At 37.6% G+C, this 3,908-nt stretch carries 2 protein-coding genes; both read right to left on the bottom strand.

Features of this window, described 5'->3' with window-relative positions:
- Nucleotides 1-631 precede the first annotated feature (631 nt).
- A complete protein-coding gene (locus AC1DSL_RS16245) occupies nucleotides 632-1,735 on the bottom strand; it encodes an alpha/beta hydrolase (protein ID WP_477532989.1) in 1,104 nt (367 codons plus the stop codon).
- A gap of 331 nt (nucleotides 1,736-2,066) precedes the next feature.
- Nucleotides 2,067-3,908 (bottom strand): glycoside hydrolase family 3 C-terminal domain-containing protein (locus AC1DSL_RS16240; RefSeq protein WP_477532988.1); only part of this gene is annotated, 1,842 nt, incomplete at its 5' end.

Below are 3,908 nucleotides of genomic sequence, written 5' to 3'. Positions count from 1 at the left end.
CTCTTAGGAGGTGGTGCTTTTTCTATTAATAAAGATATGGGTTGCAATTTTTAATATCAAAAAGCACACTCAAATGAGTGTGCTTTTATACTGTTTCCATCTCTTCTTTTCTTTAATGACCTTCACGCTGCCAGTATGATCTTCATTTAATCGCAACTTCATACAAAACACTGTATGATAGCTTTTTATAAGTTTTTAGTAAACATCCATCAAATCATCTATTGTTATCTATAATGGTTTCACACCAATTTCCACATCAATTTTACATCATTTTCTTCTCCACAATACGTCTCTTCGGAGATGATACTTTTTTAATTAACACCTGATTAAGTTCAATTCATATGATTTGGTGGTGTTTTTATTACATCATGCCGCCCGTAAGGTAAGAGTGTGTAATATCTTTAACGATGTGTGCGAAAAGTGCGGTATATCAATATTTTGAGAAACCTGAGGAGTAACATCTTTAACGGGAATTTACTATTTTTTACTGGATTGGGTTAGCAAAATATTAGCATTTAGGGTTAATAAAAAAAATTGAAGTTCATAACAAAGTTCTCAATACTATGGATACTTTAAAAGAATAAATTTAATTAGCCATTCTTTATTTCTTCTGCCGAATATCCCTGTCCTATTACTTTGAATTTTCTAAAATAAATTTACCCATTTCGATTGCACAATCCTCACTTTGAGGATAGACTCCTACATTATCAGCATACGCATGTCCAAGACCTTTATATAAAACCGTTTTCGTTTCTACCCCTGCCTTAGCCAACTTTACTGCATAGGCTAGGCTTTCTACCTTGAGATAATCATGTTCACCTACTGTAATAAAGGTTGGCGGTAAGCCCTTAGGATTTCTCTTATATGGCGTTAAATATTCATTATCTATTTCTGTAGTCCCTAATATATTCCCTAATGATTCTAGTGAGCCAAACATGTCTAACATCGTTTTAATACCTGATCTATGTTTAGGCGACATCTCATATTCATCAATGCTCCATTTGTAATACTCATCTTCAATTCCAGCCATGTTTACTGTCGGATAAAGTAACAGTTGTCCCTTTACCATTCCTAATTCATCTTCCATATCCCTGGTTGTACAATATTGTGTTAAATTACCTCCTGCACTATCCCCTGCAACAAAAATATTACCCCTATCCCCACCTAAACTTTCTGCATTATTATAAATCCATTGTAAAGTAGAATAACAATCTTTATGACCTGCTGGGTATGGATTCTCTGGCGCAAGCCTATAATCAACTGACACTGCAAGGATGTCTGTATTCTCTACTATTAACTTAACAAACTCCTCTACAACATCAGGAGAACCTCCAAAAAATCCTCCACCATGGATGAAATATAAAACCGGGGCATTTTTTCTCATTGTTTCTGATTTATAAATTCTTATCGGAATCTGATTCCCGTCTTCTCCTGTCACATGTCTATGTTCTATTTCAATATTCTTTTGAACGATAGGATTACTTTTTATCCCATTAAACATTTTCCGAAGCCTTTTAATTCCTTTTGGTGAAATGTCCATCTTCATTAAAAATTTCGGCATATATTTCATTAAAAAAAGCTGATTTTTCATATCTTTATACAGACGTGGATCCATTGCACCTTTTTCATCACTGTCTGGCAAGTTTTTAACTAGAACCTCTACACCCATCAGCATAATGGTTTCTTCACGTTCAACAAGCTTATCTAATAATTCTTTTGAGTACCTTCTTTCCATAACTATACACCCTTTTTTTTAGATCATCTTTTATATATTATAAAAGATGAAAATAAGTCGCCCTAAGTTTTAACCACTCAGTTTTGGATCTTGTTCTCATCGAAGCCCTTAAAGGGTAATCTACCCCAACTACCAATGCAGTTGCACTATCTATCGTCATTAATCACTATTCTGATTACTTAATTATTTTCACCCTTAAAACCCTAAATCCTTATCTCTAATATGTTCTGAAAAAAGAAGGCGCAACTAAAACCCATCCCTCAAACCTGCATTGCCTCGTTGCCCGTTATAATGAAGCATGCAAAAAACCCCACTTTTCACGCTTTTTCACCTATTTTTTCATCAATCCACGGATTCCCTTTAGAATATGTCCATTCATTATATCTATGAGTCCCTCAATCCTTTTAACTGATAACGAACCTTGTGACAACATACCTAGCTGACGCAGTGGCATATCTACTGCCATTTCCTGTATCATCTTCACAATGTCACTTGAATCTCCCTCGTCCCCTGCGAATATTTTCATTGTCGACTTTTCTACTTGCTTATTCATCATACGTCCAATCCAGTGAACTCTGATATCTCCTAGCGTAGAATTGGGCGTAAAGGGTCTTAGGATACGCTCTTCCGGTACTTTTCTTCCTAAAACTTCCTCAAATTGTTCCTTTGGGACATCATAAGTTCCTGGTTGTAAAAGATTGTAATAGCCCGGTGCTGCTGTACGATAATCAGGTATCGCTCCCATTTGACTGCTATCAACAGTAACCGTATCATTCAATCGTATATCTCTTGACGATGCACCAATTTCAATCTTATAATCGCCGCTTTCCACAAACCAGTCTTTCACATTAATATTATAGTAAGCAAATGCACGCCTTTCTAATGTAAATGTAACCGTCTTACTTTCATTCATCTGCAATTCCACTTTTGCAAAATCTCTAAGTTCACGCATAGGTTTATATATAGTACTTTCGGGTGCTGAAATATACAACTGAACAATTTCCTTTCCAGCCTGCTTTCCGGTATTGGTAATGACCACCTCTACTTGAAGTGTATCTCTGTCTCCAATCTTCATTGCACTAAGCTTTAATCCCGAATAGGTAAATGTTGTATAGGAAAGTCCGTGTCCAAACGGATACATCACCTGTTTTTGCGCTTTATCATAGTAACGATATCCCACATAGATACTTTCCCGGTATTCAATATTGCCTCCTGTACCAAAATGAGCAATACTAGGGGTTTCAGTGAGTGTTAACGGATAGGTTTCTGCTAGTTTACCACTTGGAGAATAATCCCCAAAAAGCAAATCATATGCGGCGTAACCACTGTTTTGCCCCGAAAGATTCATCAAAAGTATTGAATCAACTTTGTCACGCCACGGAATATTTACAACTCCCCCTGCACTTATGACAGCCACTATCTTTTTTCCGGTAGCAACCAGTTCATCTATCAATCTAGTGTGTGCTTTTGGCATATTTAAATGRGTACGGTCAAATCCCTCGCTTTCATAGCTATCCGGTAATCCAACAAAAGCAAATATCACATCCGCTTCTTTTGCTACTCCAATTGCTTCGGTAATCAAAGCTTCATTCGGTTCATCACTTGTGGCCGAATAACCTGGTGCAAAAGAATAGCTTATATTTTCCGCATCAAAGGCATCAGTTACGGAAGTGATCCGGGTTGGAGATATCTTTGAGCTTCCTGCCCCTTGATAACGGGGAACCTTGGCAAATTCACCTATTAAAGCAATCTTCTTATTTTTATCTACCGGCAGTACATTTCCTAACTTCAACAACACTGCACTTTCACGTRCAACACGTCGTGCCAATTCATTATGTGCTTCTGCATCATAAGGTGTTACCTGTGTTTTCTCTGCCTGTAGTGCGATAGCCGTCATTCGCACAGCACTAAGATCAACAAGTTTTTCGTCCAATTTTCCTGCTCGAACCGCATCAACAATCAATCGGTCCGAAGCTCCATCAAAAGCTGGCATCTCCAAATCAAGTCCCGCCTGGATACCTTCAACCCTGTCATTCATAGCTCCCCAGTCCGTTACTATGGCTCCCTCAAATCCCCATTCACCGCGAGGAATGTCTGTCATAAGAAGTTTGTGTCCAGAAGCATAAATGTCGTTTATCTTATTATATGAACACATCAATGTCCAAGGTTGCGC

The sequence above is a fragment of the Paenisporosarcina sp. P4_D4 genome, assembly GCF_056401835.1.
The sequence above is the reverse complement of the archived record's forward strand: the minus strand, read 5'-3'. Positions and strand labels throughout refer to the sequence as shown.